Raw genomic sequence first — 18,640 nt, 5'->3', positions numbered from 1 at the left:
CAAAATTGAGACGCTTTTCTTGTGTGAATAAGACAGCATGACTTTTCAAAGCAATTCATATATGAAAAGGAAAAAACGTACCGTGATTATCACGATACGTTTTTCTTTTGCAATTAGTGATGAGTAGGTGGGTAGCCTTGATTTAAAACCGTCATAATGACAAACCAACCAAATACACCTGCAGCTACTAAATTAAAAACTACGCCTAGGATGTTTTTTTCTTTGATTGATTGGAATATGCCAACTACACCGAAAATTGCAACTAACCCGAAAATAACCATTAATAAGTTCATTAAAAATTGACACTCCTTTCGACATTACCAAATAATGTCGCAACAATATTCCTCTTTTATTGTAAAGGTTTCCAATTAATTTGTCGAGGCATAAAAATGACGTTTATATGAACGAATGCTTTTTTGTACGATTAACTATGGAGTACATTGTCCTAAACGTGAGATAGGGTACCTAATTGTGCTATTTGATGCTGGTGTCTTACTATGAATAAGAAAAACTGTATAATAAGGATGAGGTGATCGTGATGTTAAATGTTAGGGTATACAATCTTGGCCCTGTTCAAACAAATTGTTATATTATTAGTAATAAAAATAAGGATTGTTTAATTTTTGATCCAGGTGAGGAAGCAAACCGCATTGTAGGCGAATTACGAAAAAATGGGTTGAATCCATTAGCCATTTTATTAACACATACGCATTTTGACCATATTGGGGCTGTAGATGCGATTCGCGATACATATAAACTACCGTTATATGTGCACGAAAAAGAAGTGAAATGGTTAAATGATCCAATGAAAAACGGGTCAGGAAAATATGCGGAACTGCCAAATTATATAGTGAGAGCACCAGAAGAGCAGCATATTATTCGAACTGAAGGTCAAATGACAATTGGTGATTTTGCATTTGAAATAGCTTATACACCAGGACATTCTCCAGGTAGTGTGTCATTTATTTTTAAAGAAGATGGGTTCGCAATTGTCGGGGATACACTGTTTGAGCAAAGTGTAGGACGTACAGATTTGATTGGTGGTTCCATGACAGTTTTAATGAAGTCCATTCATGAGAAGTTATTATCACTTCCGGAAGATACGATTATCTATCCAGGGCATGGCGCATACACGACGCCAGCTGCAGAAATGGAGTCTAATCCATTTTTAAATGGGTTTTAAACTACAAAAGTGCTAAAACGCCCGTTAATCCCCGCCCCACACTGGAGAGCCCGACGCAAAAGTAAAAGCTACACCTTTTGCATGAGGGATCGAAGTGTTTGAGGGGATGGCGTTTTAGCCTGGACGTGACAAACACTTTATTCTCCAGCTGACCTGGATGCGATAGCGCCTGTTAATCCAGGCACAAAAAAACGACTGTCGCTTATTAAAGCGAAGTCGTTTTTTTTTAGTGTCCAGCACCTGGTGTGTGTAAGAACGTCGTGTAGTACGTAAATCCTGCAAAGAATACAGTTAAATACGCGCCAAAGATGTACATGTACATGCGTTCTGAAAGATTTAAGAAGCCTAATAATAAGAATAAACCTGTATTACCTACGAATAATAGCGAAACCTCGTTCATACCACCAAGGTAGAACATAACGGCGAAAATAGCTGTCCAGAATGCCATAACTTTATACATATTGCTCATGAAAAATTCCCCTCCTTTTACATAGAAATAGAATAATCTCTCATTTATTATAAAACAATCGTCTCTACAATGTAAACTGCAAGTTATGGAATAGTTGTGACAAACGAATGATTTTTTCCATTAGTCGCCAACTGTGATTTTATATTTACAAAAATCGCAAGACTGCAGCATGCTTTCAATTTGAACAAACTCATTCGTTTCAAACAGTATTTCTGTCTGCCCCCGTAAATAGGACTCATGTAATTTACAAATAATTTCACCATGTTGAGAAATTCGATCATGGAATGGGCAATTATAAATGGAGAAAATTAGTGATTTTGAATGTTGGTGTTCATGAATTTCCGGAACATAGCCAATAAGTTTGGCACTATTTGTTAAAATTTTTATTTTTTCTTCGAATGAAGGTGGTCGTTTATGTTTGCGTTCGTTTAGAAATTGTTGCATCGATTGTTTGCCGTCTTTAAAGCTGATTTGAATCGCTTTTTTCAGGGCTTCATCACCTAGCTCTTGGATTAATTCGACCGACCAATTGACTAATAACGAAGGGTCACGTCTAGGGAAGCTTAAATTGATACCTTCTTGTTTTGCTCGGTAAACACGACCTGGTCGCCCACCTTTACCTGTTTTTAAAAACTCCGCAGATATAACACCAATTTCAGAGAGCTTTGTTAAATGTAAACGTGCCACATTGGAGTGAATCTTAAATTCATCCGCGATTTCTTGTACAGTATAGTATTTTTTGTGCTGAAGCATGTATTCATAAATAGAAAAGCGCGTTTCGTCTGCTAACGTACTAGTTATTTTTATAGGATGGAGCATGATTTCACCTCACATTCGATGGAATTATAAAAGATGTTATGAATAGAATGTATTGAAATTTGTTGAGAAACTCGGTAGAAATTGTTTTGTAATAAGTGGAGCTTTCATCTTATTTTACATGAAATACCGTTGAAATTGTTCATTTATATAGAAAATATTGACCAAAAAGAAATTATTTGTTATTTCATAGGATTATTTAAAATTACGATTTATAATAACGCTAAGCTCGAGTGCAAGAAGAATATAGAAAATACTAGAGGTGATTTTCATCGAACAAGAATCAATGATTGAACAAAAATGTCTCCAATTATTACATCAAGCAAGTGAATATGAGGCGTCTGATGTGCACTTGCTCCCTCGTGAAAAAAATTTCAAAATTTTGTTTCGAAAATATGGCCGGTTCGTTCAAATGGGTGAATTCCCCAATGATTTGGCGGCACGAATGATATCTTATTTTAAATTTTTATCTTCGTTAGATATTAGTGAAAAGCGTAAACCTCAAAGTGGTGCCTTCCAAAAATCCATTCAAAATAAGAACTATTCTTTCCGAATTTCTACCTTACCATCTACCTTTCACAAAGAAAGCTTGGCAATCCGATTTTTGCGTCAGAACTTCACACGTCCAATTCCTACCATCTGTCATGATCCTAAGAGTGCAGAGACATTGACCAAACTTGTGGAGTATCCAAGTGGGTTGCTTTTAATTAGTGGTGCGACTGGCTCGGGCAAAACGACGACGTTATATTCACTTTTACACTATTGTGCGAAGGAATTGTCACGTCATGTTATTTCATTAGAGGATCCCGTAGAAAGTACACAGGAAGATCTCCTTCAAATTCAAGTGAATGAGCGCGCTGGAGTGACCTATTCAGCAGGATTAAAAGCAATTTTACGTCATTCGCCAGAAGTGATTATGGTCGGAGAAATACGTGATAAAGAAACCGCGCAAATTGCGATGGAAGCGGCCTTTACAGGGCATCTCGTCATCTCTACAATTCACGCGAAAGACACGGTGAATTGTTTATATCGACTATTAGATTTATCCATTTCGGTTGAAGATATGCGTCAAATGTTGTTAGCAATCGTGACTCAGAGTTTAGTTACAACAAAGACAGCTGAGTATAAAGCGCTTTTTGAAGTACTGATGGGCGAGCAATTACAAAACGCGTTACAACATGTTCAAGAAAAAAGAGACTATGAATTGCCGGAAGAATGTACAATAGTTGGTCAATTGAGCAGGTTGGAGGAGCAAGACTATGAATATACCAATCATTAAACATAGATCCTTTACCAAAATTAAAAGAAGGAAGGCTACCTCAAAAGTAAGTGAGCTACCGACATTTTTACATCGAATTAGCACACTATTAGGTGAAGGATATACGTTTGCTCATTGTATTGAAATGTTACTACCTTACCATGTGAAAAACTATGAAAATTTACAACAAGAAATTTCGTCTATTCTTCATAATGGAGGTAGTGTTGCTCAAGTATTTCAACAATTAGGATTGGACAATCAATATTTAGTTTCAATAGAACTAGCAGAAATGACGGGACAATTACAGGAAACGGTGCAAATTGTTGCAAAGCAATTAACCTTTGAACAAGAGGCAAAATCCAAATTAATGAAAGTATTAGCTTATCCCGTGGTATTGTTTATCTTTTTAATTTTCTTGTTTTTAGCGTTTCGTACGTATTTTTTACCGAACATGTCCTCAATGGTGTCATCGCGCGTTGATAGTGGGAAATCAACTAGTATTCAGTGGTCTACCTTTTTTTTGCATACGCCAGATTATATTATTGTGACCTTGATTCTTTTAAGTTTAACAATTGGTGGCTTTGTTCTATATGTTAGAAAAAAACGGATCGATATACAATTGAAACTATTATTTAAGTTACCATTTATCGGTTTGTTTTGGCGATTAGTATTAACACGACAGTTTTCAAGGGTACTAGGAAATTTGATTTTGGCAGGGTTTTCGCTACAGCACTCGTTAGAACATATTAAAAATCAAACGCATCAAAAACAACTCGCTTATGTTTCTAATGTCATACAATCTCGAGTGATTGTTGGGGATTCACTCGCACAGTCTGTTCGGAATGTTGGCTATTTCTATCCGAAATTTGATCATTTTGTTTCTCACGGTGAGACAAGTGGTTTATTAGGCAGAGAGCTAATCTTATATTGTGAATTACTAGACGAACGGCTTCAAAGTACCATTCACATATTATTAGCGATCATTCAGCCCGTGTTATTTATCGTTATCGCGATATGTGTTATCGCCGCATATTTAAGTATATTAATTCCAATGTATGACGTAATTGATTTTATTTAAAAGGGGTGTACCAATTGAAAAACGAACGTGGATTTACATTAGTTGAAATGCTAGTCGTACTATTAATCATTTCAGTGCTCATCTTAGTAACCATTCCAAACGTAGCCAAACATTTCTCATCAATCGATAAAAAAGGCTGCGATGCATATGTCCTAATGGTACAAGGTCAGGTGGAGGCGTACAAATTAGAAGAAAATAAGTATCCAAATGATGTAGGTGATTTAGTCGCTGAGGATTACTTGCAAGATGGCAATACAACTTGTCCGAATGGAGATAGTATAACGATTACACCAGAAGGTAAAGTGGTGGGTCCAGAGAGTAACTCAAATTGAAACGATTTTTTCGTGATGAACGGGGGTTTACTTTAATTGAAATGCTCGTTGTCCTAACGATTGTCATGGTGATGAGCTCGCTACTTGTCTATTATTCTCATGAAAAATTTCAAAAGCATCTCACTTATCAAACGATGAATCACTTTGAGCTACTTATTCGAATGACACAAATGTTGGCGATTGAGGAACGCTATCCTCATACATTTACTGTAAAAAACCGTACGCGCATTAGCATTAAAAGGCTCGAAGCAGATGAAGAACTAATGATATTGGATTTGCCGATAGGGCAGGAAATGATACTGACAACAAATAATGCACAATTATATTTTCGTACGAATGGGAATGTACGAAGTTTTGGCGCAATTACGTACGATTATGGAGAAGAGGCACATAACTATTCTATAAATATCGGGAAAGGCCGTATTGTAAAGAGGGTGATTATCTATCAATGAACATGGATTTTCATTTATTGAAACGCTTCTAGGAGTTATCATTTTATTTTTTCTATGTGGCACGATCATTCCTATTACTTTTCATATGAAACATGAAATGGCATCACAAAAGATGCAGACACATGCCGCGGAAGTTGCATTTAACGGTGCGTTAACCTATTCGCGTTACGGTAACCAAACGGGAATACAAGAAATAGATGGGATTGTTTATGAATGGTCTTTTGAAGGCGTAGGTATTTGTGTTTTCTATAAAAACGGGGAAAATCATGAGGAATTATGCGTATGATGCGAAATATTTTACAAAATGATAGAGGGTATACATTGTTGGAGAGTCTTTTTCAATTAATGGTTTTTATGATTTTTGCCTCAATTAGTGTATTAATGATTATTTGGTTTCGAGATTTGTATAATCTTGAAAAGAAAAAGGATGATGTAAATTGGGAACTCTTCGTTTATGATATAAATCAGTATAATGAACAGTCCATATCAGGGACTTTAACTGACAATGAAACCTTGCAAATGGTATTTTTAACAGACCCCAATGAGCAAGATGACCGAGTGTATAATTTTAAATTATCTGACGCGCATTTGTATAAAAGTTCTAGAAACGGAGGCTATGAAATCATGTTACCATTTGTAGAAAATTGGGATTTAACCGTTGACGGTTCAACTATTTTGATGAAAGTGGTGATGAAAGATGGCTCCATACGAGAAAGAAGAATCGTTAAACCGTATGTACAATAATGAGCGCGGGGTTATCTTTCCACTTGCAATCATTTTACTTTTTATTGTCACAGGAGCTGCCTTACACTATACAAATGCCTACTTAGCTGAATTAAAAATTTATAATTCATTGGAATCTATTTACGTTCGTGCTACGATAAATATACTAAATAGTATAGATAGATGAATCGAGCAACTCGTAATTAGAAGAAGGTGATAGCCATGCGAAAAATATATTTAGTTGGATTTATGGGGAGCGGAAAAAGTGCAATAGGCCGTCGATTAAGTTATTACTTGAAAATGCCCTATTATGATATGGATCATGAAATTGTACGCCAACAAGGAATGTCAATTCCAGAAATTTTCGAGAAATACGGGGAACAGCGATTTCGCGAAATCGAAAAAGAATTTTTACAAAGTTTTCGCGACGAAGCTTGTATCATTTCAACAGGTGGAGGCGTTGCCATGATTGAGGCGAATCGTAAAATCATGCGTCGTACAGGACTCGTATTTTTCTTAGATGCACGTTTCGAAGATATTTATATGCGTATAAGAAACGATAAAAACCGTCCTATTGTTCAAAAATCATCGGAGCAAGAGTTAGAAGAACTATTTAACCACAGACGGAAATTTTATCGGGAAGCAGGGCATATACAAGTATTAACTGCTAATCGCACATTGCGTCAAATTGTTGAATACATTGCATTCCAAGTAAAACGACTAAAAGGCGAATGGTAAATAGTATTATTGTTTTAATGTTCGTGTTTTCGACTAAAATCAAAAAAATATTGCGTTTACATCACATTCAATGTTAGGATATGGCTAAGAGTTATCTTAAAATCTTAGTTCAATATATTTCACGCGGATGATGGTACGGGGAGAGAACGTGAAGTCACGTCGCCGAAGGAGCAAATAGCAAATGCTATGAATCTCTCAGGCAAAAAGACTCGTATTGGACGCAACTCTGGAGAGCGCTGCAAACTTAAATTGTAGCCACCAAAGGGGAAAGCCTAAATTGTGATGGAAATTCAAATTTAGGTGTAACTTTCAGGTGCAAGGACAGAGAATCCCAATTTACGGGATTCGTCTGTCCTTTTTTTTCGCAATGAAAGGTAAGAGCTCTTCAAAATACATACTTTTAAGGAGGACATTGAAATGACAAATGAATTAAAACGTACACCACTTTTCGACGAGTATGCTAAGTATGGTGGGAAAACAATTGATTTTGGTGGCTGGGAGTTACCTGTACAGTTTTCATCTATTAAAGAAGAGCATGATGCAGTTCGCAATCGTGCGGGCCTTTTTGATGTATCGCATATGGGAGAAATCTTCGTCGAAGGTCCTGATGCACTTCCTTTTTTACAAAAAATGTTATCCAATGATATTTCTAAAATCGCAGTTTGCGGTGCACAATATAGCGCACTTTGCTACGAAACAGGCGGTGTTGTAGACGACTTATTAACATATCGTTTAGAAGACAACCGTTATTTACTTTGTGTCAATGCAGCAAATATTGAAAAAGACTTCGCTTGGTTACAGCAACATGTAGAAGGTGAAGTTACATTAACGAACGCTTCTGCTGACTATGCACAAATTGCACTGCAAGGACCATTATCTGAAGAAGTATTACAAACATTAACAGATACAGATCTTTCAACGATTAAATATTTCAAATTCCAAGACAACGTAACAGTCGCTGGTCATAATGTAATTGTTTCTCGCTCTGGTTATACGGGGGAAGACGGTTTTGAAATTTATGGTGCACCAGAAGCTATTAAAGATCTTTGGAACAAAATTTTAGAAGCGGGCAAAGACAAAGGTGTAGTTGCTACTGGACTTGGTGCACGTGATACATTACGCTTTGAAGCTTGCTTACCGTTATATGGTCAAGAATTATCAAAAGATATTTCCCCCCTTGAAGCAGGTATCGGTTTTGCTGTGAAATTAGCAAAAGAGCCACAATTTATTGGTCAACAAGCGCTAATCGAACAAAAAGAAAATGGTCTTCCTCGTAAATCAGTTGGGATTGAAATGATTGATAAAGGTATTCCACGTCACGGTTATAAAGTGTTTAAGGACGGCAAACAAATAGGTGAAGTTACGACGGGTACACAATCGCCGTTAACAAAACGTAATATTGGTTTAGCTTTAATTGACGCAACATTCGCTGAAGTCGGAATTGAAGTAGAAGTTGAAATTCGCAGTAAATTTGCGAAGGCAGTTATTGTGGAAACTCCATTTTATAAACGCAGTAAATAAAACTTTTGAAAAGAGGGTTATGTAATGAAACATCGTTATTTACCAATGACAGAACAAGACGCGCAAGAAATGTTACAAACAATTGGCGTTTCTACAATTGATGAGCTATTCGCGGATATTCCAGAAAAAGTACGCTTCCAAGGTGAGTACAACATTAAGGCAGCAAAATCTGAAGCAGCATTAATGAAAGAATTAGCGCAACTTGCAGCGAAAAATAAAGATACTGCTTGTAACGTATCATTCCTTGGTGCAGGTGTTTACAATCACTACAAACCAGTTGTAGTTGATCATGTCATTTCTCGTTCAGAGTTTTATACAGCGTATACACCTTATCAACCTGAAATTTCTCAAGGCGAATTACAAGCGATTTTTGAGTTTCAAACAATGATTGCTGAACTTACTGGAATGGACCTTGCCAACTCATCTATGTATGATGGCGGTACAGCATTAGCTGAAGCAGGTATGCTAGCTGCAGGGCATACACGTCGAAAAAAATTACTTGTTTCAGGTGCTGTCCACCCAGAATACAAAGATGTTGTGGCAACTTATGCATACGGCCAATCAATTGAAGTTGTAACGGTTCCTACAAAAGATGGAGTAACAGATATTGAAGCACTTAAAGGCTTAGTAGATGATCAAACTGCGGCTGTTATTGTGCAATATCCAAACTTCTTCGGTCAAGTTGAAAACTTACAACCGCTTGCAGATATTGCGCATGATGCGAAAGGATTATTCATCGTTTCTTCTAACCCATTAGCACTTGGCGTATTAACTCCTCCAGGTAAACTTGGCGCAGATATAACAGTAGGTGATGCGCAACCATTTGGTATTTCTGAAGCGTTTGGTGGTCCACACTGTGGTTTCTTCGCCGTAACAAATAAATTAATGCGTAAAGTTCCAGGCCGTTTAGTTGGTGAAACAGTAGACCAAGATGGTCGTCGTGGATACGTTTTAACTTTACAAGCACGTGAGCAACATATTCGTCGTGACAAAGCGACATCGAATATTTGTTCGAACCAAGCATTACTAGCACTTGCAGCATCAGTTGCGATGTCAGCTCTTGGTAAACAAGGCGTACAAGAAATGGCGAAGCAAAATATCGTTAAAACGCGCTATGCAAAAAATGAATTTGAAGCAGCTGGATTTGAAGTTGTTTTCCAAGGCGCTCACTTCAATGAAATCGTAGTAAAAGCAAACAAATCAATTACTGAAATTAACAAAGCTTTAATCAAAAAAGGGATTATTGGTGGTTTTGATTTAGGTCGCGTTTACCCTGAATTAGAAAATCATGCGTTAATCGCTGTTACGGAAATTCGTACAAAAGAAGAAATTGATGCATTAGTTGCAGAAATGGGGTCTCACAATGAATAACGATAACCAATCACTCATTTTTGAAATTACAAAAGAAGGCCGTGTAGGATATAACCTAGAGCCACTTGATGTGCCAGACTTCGATTTATCTGAATTATTACCAGCTGAGTTAGTACGTCAAGAGCCAGCCGAGCTTCCAGAGGTATTTGAGCTGGACCTTATGCGTCACTATACAGCACTTTCTCGTCGTAACCACGGTGTAGACTCAGGCTTCTACCCACTTGGTTCATGCACGATGAAATACAACCCAAAAATTAATGAAACAGTCGCTCGCTATTCTGGCTTTGCGAACGTTCACCCATTGCAAGACGAATCAACAGTACAAGGGGCAATGGAACTTTTATATGACCTACAAACATCTTTACAAGAAATTACAGGCATGGATGAAGTGACATTACAACCAGCAGCGGGAGCACACGGTGAATGGACAGCTTTAATGATGATTCGCGCATTCCACGAAGCAAATGGTGAAGGTCACCGCAATAAAGTAATCGTCCCTGACTCAGCACATGGAACTAACCCAGCTTCTGCATCTGTTGCAGGATTTGAAACAATTACAATTAAATCTGGTGAAGACGGCTTAGTAGATTTAGAAGATCTGCGCCGTGTTGTGGGTTCTGATACAGCAGCATTAATGTTAACAAACCCAAATACACTAGGTTTATTTGAAGAAAATATTTTAGATATGGCAGAAATCGTTCACGGTGTTGGCGGTAAGGTTTACTATGATGGAGCCAACTTAAATGCGGTTATGAGCAAGGCGCGCCCTGGTGATATGGGCTTTGACTGTGTACATTTAAACTTACACAAAACATTCACTGGCCCACACGGTGGCGGTGGTCCAGGTTCAGGTCCAGTAGGGGTGAAAGCAGGTTTAATCCCATTCTTACCAAAACCAGTATTAGTAAAATTAGAAGATGGCTCATTCCACTTTGACTATAACCGTCCACAATCAATCGGTCGTGTAAAACCTTATTACGGGAACTTTGGCATTAATGTTCGTGCCTACACATACATCCGTACAATGGGTCCAGACGGCTTAAAAGCGGTAACAGAATATGCGGTATTAAACGCAAACTACATGATGCGTCGTTTAGAAGAACATTTCGACCTTCCATACAACCGTCATTGTAAACATGAATTTGTCTTATCAGGTCGTCGTCAAAAGAAATTAGGCGTACGTACTTTGGATATTGCAAAACGTCTGCTTGACTTTGGTTACCATCCACCAACAGTTTACTTCCCGTTAAACGTGGAGGAGGGCATTATGATCGAACCAACTGAAACAGAATCAAAAGAAACATTAGATGCATTCTGTGATGCGATGATTCAAATTGCACAAGAAACGATTGATAACCCATCAATCGTACAAGAAGCACCACATACGACAGTTGTCAATCGTTTAGATGAAACACGAGCTGCGCGTACCCCAGTATTACGTTATACAAAACAAGAAGCAGTGACTATCCAATAAATTATTAAGAGGCTGGGAGTATTCCCCAGTCTCTTATTTTTATATAATAATTTAATTATCGGAGGTTGCAGGATGTTCGACCTCTTTTAAATACATATTATAATAGAAGAAACTCATCGAATTTTTAAACAAATGAAAAAAAGCCCTCTAGAAGTAGAGAGCTTGAGACATAAATTATTTTGATTTTACTTTACCTGTCCAAGTTTTGAAGCCGCCTTGTAATTGGTAAATTTGAGTATAGCCTTTTTTCTTTAAGTTTAATGCAGCACGTGCACTGCGACCAGAGTTTTGGCAGTAAAGATATACGGGTAAGTCTGGACGAACTTCTTTATGACGATTGTTGAATTGCGTCATCGGGATGTTACGAGCACCTAAAATGTGACCCGCTTCAAATTCTTTAGGTTCGCGTAAATCGATTAATTGTGCTTTACGGTAGCCTTCGATAAATTGTTCTTGTGTTAAGTTTGTCACCGCTTTTTTTAAGCGTAATGAGTTTACAACAATGTAAACTACGATGATGACTAAGATAGCCAATAGTGTGTATAAAATTGTCACTGCGATATTGCCCCTTTCTTTCTCTATTTTCTATTATAAGAGATGAACTAGAGATAGTCGAGTGAGTTTGTTAAAATGAACTATTGGAGGCGAGAAAATTTTGAAAAAACAGTGGTGTTTTATCAATTCAGGTCCATGTAGTCCATCTTTTAATATGGCATTGGATGAGGCATTACTCGATTGGCATAGTGAAGGTAGTATTCCACCAATTATTCGATTTTATGAATGGAATCCAGCCACACTTTCAATTGGTTATTTCCAACAAGTCAAACGTGATATTAATATGCAAGCAGTAAAAGAGCAAGATTTAGGCTTTGTTCGTCGTCCTACTGGTGGGCGTGCGGTGTTGCATGATCAAGAACTTACATACTCGGTAATCGTATCAGAAGCTTATCCAGAGATGCCAACGACTGTTACAGAAGCTTATCGTGTTATTAGTGAGGGAATTTTACTTGGGTTTCAGAATCTTGGTTTAGATGCGTATTTCAGTGTACCTGATTCGCAAGAAAAATTTGATGACTTAAAAAAGCCGAAAAGTGCGGTTTGCTTTGATGCACCGAGTTGGTATGAGCTCGTTGTGGAAGGGAAAAAAGTAGCAGGTAGTGCCCAAACACGTCAAAAAGGTGTTATTTTACAACATGGAGCAATTCTTTTAGATTTAGATGAAGAGCGATTATTATCTGTTTTTAACTTTGAGACAGAAGAATCAAAGGAAAAAATGCGCAAAAAATTACCAGAGAAAGCTGTAGCGATGAATCAGTTTTCCGAAATACCATTTACAATTGAACAATGTGTTGAAGCTTTTTCGAAAGGTTTTGAACAAGCGTTGCATATTGAACTCGTTCCGTATGAGCTATCGGAGAAACAATTACAATATGTGGAACAGTTGGCACAAAATAAATATGCATCGGATGAGTGGAATTTCAAAAAATAGAAAACGAACATCTGTTTTCATTTTTTTGAAAAAAATTTTTTGATACTTAAAACCTTGATACACGTACGGTTAACACGATTTCAAAAAAATCAAGACCTTGTTTGAAAAAATTATATGTTGTACTCTTTTTTAAGTAAAGAAGTACATACCCAATATATAGGATAGTTAAAAAGAATCAAACACTACATATTGTGTTTGATTCTCGTTTTTGTTGGGAACTTATAAATTATTAAATCGTTCAAAGGGGGCTTATGTGGTGGCAAGTGTTATAGAAGAAACCATCCAAGTCAATCAGTTAAATCAAGATATCGAGCAGTTTCCTCAAGTACATCCGATTACATCGGATATGCATATTACCCATAGAGGTGTGTCTCGTCTGGTTATGATTGACCGTTATTCTTTTAAAGATACGGAAAAGAAAACATTAAAAGTAGGAGATTTTGTTGTATTAACCGTAAAACAAGATCCAAAATTCCCTGCACGTGGATTAGGGATTATTCAATCGATTAATCTAGATAAAAAAACGGCATCGATTTTAATTGAAGAAGATTACCGACATGTATTAGATGGGGACGAGCAAACAACAGGTGTTGTCGAACGCTCTTTAGATATAATCGAAAAACCTTTAGAAATTTATTATGAGCAAATTGCCAAACGTAATGCGACGGGCTTAGCTGCTGTTGAAAAAACAGAAGAAAAGCGCAAAGAATGGTTTGAAAAGTTTTATGAACAATTAGTAGCACTTAACTTTATTCCTGCAGGTCGTGTAATTTATGGTGCTGGCTCTGAAACCGAAGTAACATTCTTTAACTGCTACGTTATGCCATTTGTTGCGGATTCTCGTGAAGGCATTAGTGATCACCGTAAGCAAGTAATGGAAATTATGAGTCGCGGTGGTGGTGTTGGTACGAATGGTTCAACACTTCGTCCACGTAACACGTTGGCACGTGGGGTAAATGGTAAATCATCTGGTTCGGTAAGTTGGTTAGATGATATTGCGAAGTTAACACATCTTGTTGAACAAGGTGGATCACGTCGTGGTGCTCAAATGATCATGTTAGCGGATTGGCATCCAGATATCGTGGAGTTCATCATTTCTAAAATGCAAAATCCACGTATTTTACGCTACTTAATGGAAAATACAGAAGATGAAACAATCATCCGTATGGCGAAAGAAAAGCTAAAATTCAAAGCGTTAACATCACAAGAAGACGCAATGTATCAAGGTATCTTAAACTTCAAAAACATTGAAGGTTTCGGGGGCTTTAACGAAGCTATTATCCGCGATGCTGAAACAAAACTTCGTGATGGTGGTACGTTCTCTGTACACAATCCAGATTTCTTAACGGGTGCGAATATTTCGGTTACATTAACGAAAGAGTTCATGGATGCTGTTGAAACAGATGGTGAATTCCCATTACGTTTCCCAGATGTAGCAAACTACACACCAGAGCAAATGAAAGACTACAACGAAAAATGGCATGAAGTAGGCGACGTTCGTGAATGGGAAAAGCTTGGTTATCCAGTGCGCACATACCGTACAATTAAAGCAAAAGAGCTTTGGAATTTAATTAATATTTGTGCAACATATGCTGCAGAGCCAGGTATTTTCTTCATCGATAACGCCAACGACATGACAAATGCGAAAGCATATGGTCAACAAGTTGTAGCAACCAATCCATGTGGAGAACAACCACTAGCACCATACTCAGTATGTAACTTAGCTGCGGTAAACTTAGCGCAGTTTGCTAATAAAGAAACAAAAACAGTTGATTTTGATGCCTTACGTAAAACGGTTCAAGTTGGCGTACGCATGCAAGACAACGTAATCGATGCAACACCTTACTTCTTAGAAGATAACAAAAAACAAGCTCTTGGTGAACGTCGAGTTGGTCTTGGTGTTATGGGTCTTGCTGATTTACTTATTTACTGTGAAAAAGAATACGGTTCAGAAGATGGCAACAAACTTGTTGATGAAATCTTTAAAACAATTGCGATTGCAGCTTATGAACAATCAATCGAGTTAGCTACAGAGCGCGGAAGCTTCCCATTCTTACAAGGTGAAACAGATGCGGAAACAGCTCGTTTACGTGAAGCATTTATTAATACAGGCTTCATGAAGAAAATGCCTCAGCATATTCGTGAAGGCGTTATTGCTAGCGGTATTCGTAACTCACACTTATTAACAGTTGCACCAACAGGAAGTACAGGTACAATGGTAGGTGTAGCGACAGGACTTGAACCTTACTTCAGCTTTACTTACTACCGTTCAGGTCGTTTAGGGAAGTTCATTGAAGTGAAGGCAGAAATCGTAAAAGAATATTTAGATAAAAATCCAGGTGTAGATGAAGCAAACTTACCAAACTGGTTCAAATCTTCAATGGAACTTTCTGCGGAAGCTCATGCGGATGTACAATGTATCATCCAAAACTGGATTGATTCATCGATTTCGAAAACTGTAAACGCACCAAAGGGCTACGGTGTAGAGCAAGTACAAAAAGTGTACGAGCGTTTATACAATGGTGGCGCTAAAGGTGGTACTGTTTACGTAGATGGTTCTCGTGATACACAAGTATTAACGTTAAAAGCCGAAGAATCAAGTGTAGATAACCAATTAGAATTTGAAGAATTAAAACAATCAGAAGTCGAAATAAAGCGTCAAGTAGTATTAGTGGATACGATTAAACCATTAACAGATACAGACGTAACAATCGGCTCAGAAGTAGGTAATACATGCCCAGTTTGCCGTCAAGGTACGGTAGAGGAAATGGGTGGCTGCAATACATGTACAAACTGTGGTGCACAGCTGAAATGTGGATTATAAGATAAAGATCATGAACTTTTTATAGCTTTGAATTGATCTCCCTTTAAATCGGAATGGTTTGAAGGGGGATTTTTCTGTTATACAATGTTTTCGTTAAAATGTTTCTAAATAAAAGTTAGGAAATTTGGCAATTCAGCACATAGTTAGTCATATAGTTTAGAAAAAAATATCAGCCTAATTACTGATAGGAAATCGCCAGTAAATCCATTATTATTGTAAAGTAGTTTTAAACTATCAGGTATATCCTGCAAATATATTGAATGATAGGTGGAAAACATGAATTATCAAGTATTATTATATTATCATTACACAACAATCGAAGACCCAGCGGCATTTTCTGAAGTGCACTTACAAGCGTGTAAAGAAATTGGTTTAAAAGGTCGTATCTTAGTTGCGACAGAAGGTATTAACGGTACGGTTTCTGGAACTGTAGAGCAAACAGAACAGTATATGACTATGATGAAAGCGGATCCGTTATTTGATGGAATCGTATTTAAAATAGATGTAGTAGAAGGGCATACGTTTAAAAAAATGCATGTACGTCCTCGTCCAGAACTAGTGAATTTGGGTTTAGAAGAAGACGTGAACCCACATGAATTAACAGGGCGTCATTTATCACCTGAACAATTCCTAGAAGAAATGCAAGATGAAAATACAGTTGTTTTAGATGTACGTAACACATATGAATATGATGTCGGCCATTTCCGTGGTGCGATTCGACCTGAAGTAAAAAACTTCCGCGATACACCAGAATGGGTACGTGAGAATAAAGAGCTTTTCGAAGGGAAAAATGTGTTAACGTATTGTACAGGCGGAATTCGCTGCGAAAAATTCTCAGGCTGGATGAAGCGTGAAGGATTTGGCGATGTAGGTCAATTGCACGGTGGTGTTGCGACTTACGGCAAGGACCCTGTAGCGAAAGGTCAATTATGGGACGGGCAAATGTACGTGTTTGATGAGCGTTTAACCGTGCCGATTAACCAAGTAGAACATGTTGTAGTTGGTCGTGACCACTATGATGGAACACCTTGTGAACGTTATATTAATTGCGCCAACCCTGAATGTAATGCACAAATCATTGCATCAGAGGAAAACGAAGCAAAACACTTAGGTGGTTGTACAATGGACTGTACAAAGCATGAACGGAACCGTTATATTGTGCGTCATAACTTAACGGAAGAACAAGTAGCGCAAGCAATTCAATTATTAGAAGCATAATCATTCATAAAGTACAGGAAGTCTCTTACAAAATGTAGGAGGCTTTTTGCTTTATAGTATACTTGTAATAGGTTAAAGGGGGGGAATGAATGTTTGATTTATCAATCGACACCCAAAACAAAGTGGATACAGCATATATTTTATATTTTTCAGAAGAAGAACCAGATCCAGAATATGTTGCAATTCAATTAGCGGCATTAAAACAGCAGCTTTCATACATACCAACCCAATTTCATGAGGCAATTTTAAATGAAACCATCTATAAAAATAAAATAAGCTATAACCACTACATGCTGTGGTGTGAGCAAGTAATGGCTGATTATGAAGACATGCGTACAGGCGCAATTAATCGTAGGCAGCAAATCATCGGAAAGCTGAGTGAATCGGGTAATCAAGTATTTCGCGAAACACTTCATGACGGTGACATTTTAAGAGTGGAGCGAATAGGTGACAATGTAAAAGTTTTACTTGATATGCGTGGAGGTTTTACGCCAAAGTCTATGATTGAGCTGACATTTATAGATGCGAAGGATAGTGGCATATTAGATTACAACTATGTTTATGATGAACTGATTGAAACAGCTACAGGTTTTGGATTGCGTGTGCTTTCTGGGTCCCCTTATTTACAATGGACGATTTTTTTCAAAGATGTCACAGCTAAGTATTTATTTCGTCCAAATGCTTTTAATGAAAGAGAGCACTATTCAGAGTGGAATCAATTTAAGTCAGCACTCAATTCAAAACTGCACTATTATATCGTGGAACAATTTCAATTTGTTGAAATTCGTATAAGCGAACTGGAACAACGGAATAATGGGATATATGCAGGCGCTATTTTTCTTGGCGACACAGTGGAGCAAGCAATTGAGCGTATTTACTGCGATACCTATGAAGATCCGTACGCTTACTTTAGTGAGATGGTGTCAGTTAGTGAATTAGAACAAGCTGCGCTAAGTAGTGATAAATCCTTACGAGTTCGAGCGTTTAATACGATGTTTGAGCATGGTGAAGCAGTCGCCACAATCGTCAACCGTGTGCTGCGTGTCATTGAAGTGGAAGAACATGAAGAAATGTTAATGGAAATTACCGCGAGTCACTTTGATAAGCTTGGTTCCTTAGATTCGGACGTAAAAAATCGATGGTTAAAGTAAAGTCCCGTAATCTAAAGGGAAATTTACCGTTTTCATTTTCAAATTCGTAAAAAGTGGTTTATACTTAAGTAACAGCGATTTATGTAAGGAGGAAACAAACATGACAGAACAAAATCAAACAGAAAAAAAGAAAATGAGCCTACAAGACTTAGTTAAGCAACAACTTGAAGCGAAAAAGAATAATGCAGGTGCTGGTAAAGGTAATTTAAAAGGCGATACATCAACGAAAAAAATGAAAAGCCAACAAGCGAAAAAAACAAGCAACACGCGTCGTAAAATGGGTGTTTAATTTAGTTAGTTAGTTAGTTAATTAATTGAATAACTTATAACTTTAAGGCCTGGACAATCAATTATTGTTCAGGCTTTTTTAATGTTTAGTTTTTGAATACTTTGACAAAATAGGTAGATTCAATTTACCATTAAGTTAGTAGCGAGAGAAGCAATAACTTTGCGAAAATAATGATTATTAAGTAGATGGTTATTCGAAAAGTTAATTATTAAAACGCCTCATAAAAAATATGTTATCATTATTAAATTCGTGGA

21 protein-coding genes and 1 riboswitch are annotated in these 18,640 nt (G+C 37.3%); of the genes, 17 read left to right on the top strand and 4 right to left on the bottom strand.

From position 1 onward, the window contains the following. Window positions 1-113: 113 nt before the first annotated feature. Complete coding sequence (locus tag DCE79_RS11710; RefSeq protein WP_108713222.1) at window positions 114-293, bottom strand: DUF2759 domain-containing protein; 180 nt, start codon at window positions 291-293, stop codon at window positions 114-116. Between the two features lie 245 nt (window positions 294-538). Here DCE79_RS11710 and DCE79_RS11705 point away from each other — a divergent pair, with 245 nt between their 5' ends. Beyond that, window positions 539-1,183 (top strand): MBL fold metallo-hydrolase, encoded by a 645-nt coding sequence (locus DCE79_RS11705; protein ID WP_108713221.1) that lies wholly within the window; start codon window positions 539-541, stop codon window positions 1,181-1,183. A 226-nt stretch (window positions 1,184-1,409) separates the two neighbouring features. Here the strand turns inward: DCE79_RS11705 and DCE79_RS11700 are convergent, their stop codons facing one another. Both DCE79_RS11700 and DCE79_RS11695 read right to left on the bottom strand, forming a co-directional pair. After that, a complete protein-coding gene (locus tag DCE79_RS11700; RefSeq protein WP_108713220.1) occupies window positions 1,410-1,652 on the bottom strand; it encodes a DUF2626 family protein in 243 nt (80 codons plus the stop codon). A 120-nt stretch (window positions 1,653-1,772) separates the two neighbouring features. Then, window positions 1,773-2,471 carry a helix-turn-helix transcriptional regulator gene (locus DCE79_RS11695; RefSeq protein ID WP_108713219.1) on the bottom strand — a complete coding sequence of 233 codons (699 nt, stop codon included), beginning with the start codon at window positions 2,469-2,471 and terminating at the stop codon, window positions 1,773-1,775. A 259-nt stretch (window positions 2,472-2,730) separates the two neighbouring features. Here DCE79_RS11695 and comGA point away from each other — a divergent pair, with 259 nt between their 5' ends. The 11 genes from comGA (at window position 2,731) to gcvPB (ending at window position 11,415) form a co-directional block, all read left to right on the top strand. Further along, on the top strand, window positions 2,731-3,747 hold the full coding sequence (gene comGA, locus DCE79_RS11690; protein WP_234417260.1) for a competence type IV pilus ATPase ComGA: 1,017 nt from the start codon (window positions 2,731-2,733) through the stop codon (window positions 3,745-3,747). Beyond that, window positions 3,728-4,804 carry a competence type IV pilus assembly protein ComGB gene (gene comGB / locus DCE79_RS11685; protein ID WP_108713217.1) on the top strand — a complete coding sequence of 359 codons (1,077 nt, stop codon included), beginning with the start codon at window positions 3,728-3,730 and terminating at the stop codon, window positions 4,802-4,804. The genes comGA and comGB overlap by 20 nt, the downstream gene beginning before the upstream one ends. 5 nt (window positions 4,805-4,809) lie before the next feature. Continuing rightward, window positions 4,810-5,136: a competence type IV pilus major pilin ComGC gene (comGC, locus tag DCE79_RS11680; RefSeq protein WP_199912274.1), complete on the top strand. Its 327-nt coding sequence runs from the start codon at window positions 4,810-4,812 to the stop codon at window positions 5,134-5,136. Continuing rightward, a complete protein-coding gene (comGD, locus tag DCE79_RS11675; protein ID WP_108713215.1) occupies window positions 5,133-5,588 on the top strand; it encodes a competence type IV pilus minor pilin ComGD in 456 nt (151 codons plus the stop codon). The genes comGC and comGD overlap by 4 nt, the downstream gene beginning before the upstream one ends. A gap of 85 nt (window positions 5,589-5,673) precedes the next feature. Then, window positions 5,674-5,874 (top strand): hypothetical protein, encoded by a 201-nt coding sequence (locus DCE79_RS11670; RefSeq protein ID WP_234417259.1) that lies wholly within the window; start codon window positions 5,674-5,676, stop codon window positions 5,872-5,874. Beyond that, a complete protein-coding gene (gene comGF / locus DCE79_RS11665) occupies window positions 5,871-6,332 on the top strand; it encodes a competence type IV pilus minor pilin ComGF (RefSeq protein WP_108713213.1) in 462 nt (153 codons plus the stop codon). Before DCE79_RS11670 ends, comGF begins: the two co-directional genes overlap by 4 nt. Beyond that, entirely contained in the window at window positions 6,286-6,498 is a 213-nt protein-coding gene (locus tag DCE79_RS11660) for a hypothetical protein (protein WP_108713212.1), read from the top strand. The genes comGF and DCE79_RS11660 overlap by 47 nt, the downstream gene beginning before the upstream one ends. Window positions 6,499-6,533: 35 nt before the next feature. Next, the gene (locus DCE79_RS11655) at window positions 6,534-7,049 is read left to right on the top strand and encodes a shikimate kinase (RefSeq protein ID WP_108713211.1); all 516 of its coding nucleotides are present in this window, start codon (window positions 6,534-6,536) and stop codon (window positions 7,047-7,049) included. A gap of 127 nt (window positions 7,050-7,176) precedes the next feature. Next, window positions 7,177-7,270, top strand: a riboswitch (glycine riboswitch). Window positions 7,271-7,466: 196 nt separating this feature from the next. Continuing rightward, on the top strand, window positions 7,467-8,570 hold the full coding sequence (gcvT, locus tag DCE79_RS11650) for a glycine cleavage system aminomethyltransferase GcvT (RefSeq protein ID WP_108713210.1): 1,104 nt from the start codon (window positions 7,467-7,469) through the stop codon (window positions 8,568-8,570). 24 nt (window positions 8,571-8,594) lie between these two features. Next, the gene (gcvPA, locus tag DCE79_RS11645) at window positions 8,595-9,941 is read left to right on the top strand and encodes an aminomethyl-transferring glycine dehydrogenase subunit GcvPA (RefSeq protein WP_108713209.1); all 1,347 of its coding nucleotides are present in this window, start codon (window positions 8,595-8,597) and stop codon (window positions 9,939-9,941) included. Next, window positions 9,934-11,415, top strand: coding sequence for an aminomethyl-transferring glycine dehydrogenase subunit GcvPB (gcvPB, locus tag DCE79_RS11640; RefSeq protein ID WP_108713208.1), 1,482 nt, complete (start codon window positions 9,934-9,936; stop codon window positions 11,413-11,415). The genes gcvPA and gcvPB overlap by 8 nt, the downstream gene beginning before the upstream one ends. Window positions 11,416-11,589: 174 nt before the next feature. Here the strand turns inward: gcvPB and DCE79_RS11635 are convergent, their stop codons facing one another. Then, window positions 11,590-11,970, bottom strand: a complete 381-nt coding sequence (locus DCE79_RS11635; RefSeq protein ID WP_108713207.1) for a rhodanese-like domain-containing protein — start codon at window positions 11,968-11,970, stop codon at window positions 11,590-11,592. Between the two features lie 154 nt (window positions 11,971-12,124). On the opposite strand from DCE79_RS11635, the gene DCE79_RS11630 reads away from it, so the two are divergent. The 5 genes from DCE79_RS11630 (at window position 12,125) to DCE79_RS11610 (ending at window position 18,386) form a co-directional block, all read left to right on the top strand. Beyond that, the gene (locus DCE79_RS11630) at window positions 12,125-12,904 is read left to right on the top strand and encodes a lipoate--protein ligase family protein (protein ID WP_108714489.1); all 780 of its coding nucleotides are present in this window, start codon (window positions 12,125-12,127) and stop codon (window positions 12,902-12,904) included. A 256-nt stretch (window positions 12,905-13,160) separates the two neighbouring features. Beyond that, window positions 13,161-15,728, top strand: coding sequence for a vitamin B12-dependent ribonucleotide reductase (locus DCE79_RS11625; RefSeq protein ID WP_108713206.1), 2,568 nt, complete (start codon window positions 13,161-13,163; stop codon window positions 15,726-15,728). Between the two features lie 276 nt (window positions 15,729-16,004). Further along, window positions 16,005-16,946, top strand: a complete 942-nt coding sequence (locus tag DCE79_RS11620) for an oxygen-dependent tRNA uridine(34) hydroxylase TrhO (RefSeq protein WP_108713205.1) — start codon at window positions 16,005-16,007, stop codon at window positions 16,944-16,946. An 89-nt stretch (window positions 16,947-17,035) separates the two neighbouring features. Further along, complete coding sequence (locus tag DCE79_RS11615) at window positions 17,036-18,097, top strand: DUF4085 family protein (RefSeq protein WP_108713204.1); 1,062 nt, start codon at window positions 17,036-17,038, stop codon at window positions 18,095-18,097. A gap of 100 nt (window positions 18,098-18,197) precedes the next feature. Continuing rightward, window positions 18,198-18,386, top strand: coding sequence for a hypothetical protein (locus DCE79_RS11610; protein ID WP_108713203.1), 189 nt, complete (start codon window positions 18,198-18,200; stop codon window positions 18,384-18,386). Window positions 18,387-18,640 lie beyond the last annotated feature (254 nt).

It is taken from the genome of Lysinibacillus sp. 2017 (assembly GCF_003073375.1).
In the GTDB taxonomy this organism is placed as follows: domain Bacteria; phylum Bacillota; class Bacilli; order Bacillales_A; family Planococcaceae; genus Solibacillus.
The sequence above is the reverse complement of the archived record's forward strand: the minus strand, read 5'-3'. Positions and strand labels throughout refer to the sequence as shown.